We start from the raw sequence: 218 nt of genomic DNA on the forward strand, positions 1-218 counted from the left end.
GTCACAGCGGTCGTGCGACAACAGACCATGGCGGATCGCCTGTACGGGATCCTCGACCACGCGCGCGAGGGCCTCGTGCAACCGGATCACGGCACTGTGCCGGACGTCGACCAACGCCGCCTCGCGCAGCACACCCGCGGTGAACGCCACCGCGCCGCCGGCGCCGACCGTCACGACGCCGGCCCGCTCGGCCTCGGCGACGTGCACGTCGGCGTCGC

Annotated in this window: 1 protein-coding gene; it reads right to left on the reverse strand. The window is 73.9% G+C overall.

The genetic code is table 11. The features are described 5' to 3' along the window. Positions 1–218 (reverse strand): hypothetical protein (locus GT354_RS07490; RefSeq protein WP_161355464.1); only part of this gene is annotated, 218 nt, incomplete at both ends.

This window comes from Streptomyces sp. SID3343, from assembly GCF_009865215.1.
Classification (GTDB): domain Bacteria; phylum Actinomycetota; class Actinomycetes; order Streptomycetales; family Streptomycetaceae; genus Embleya.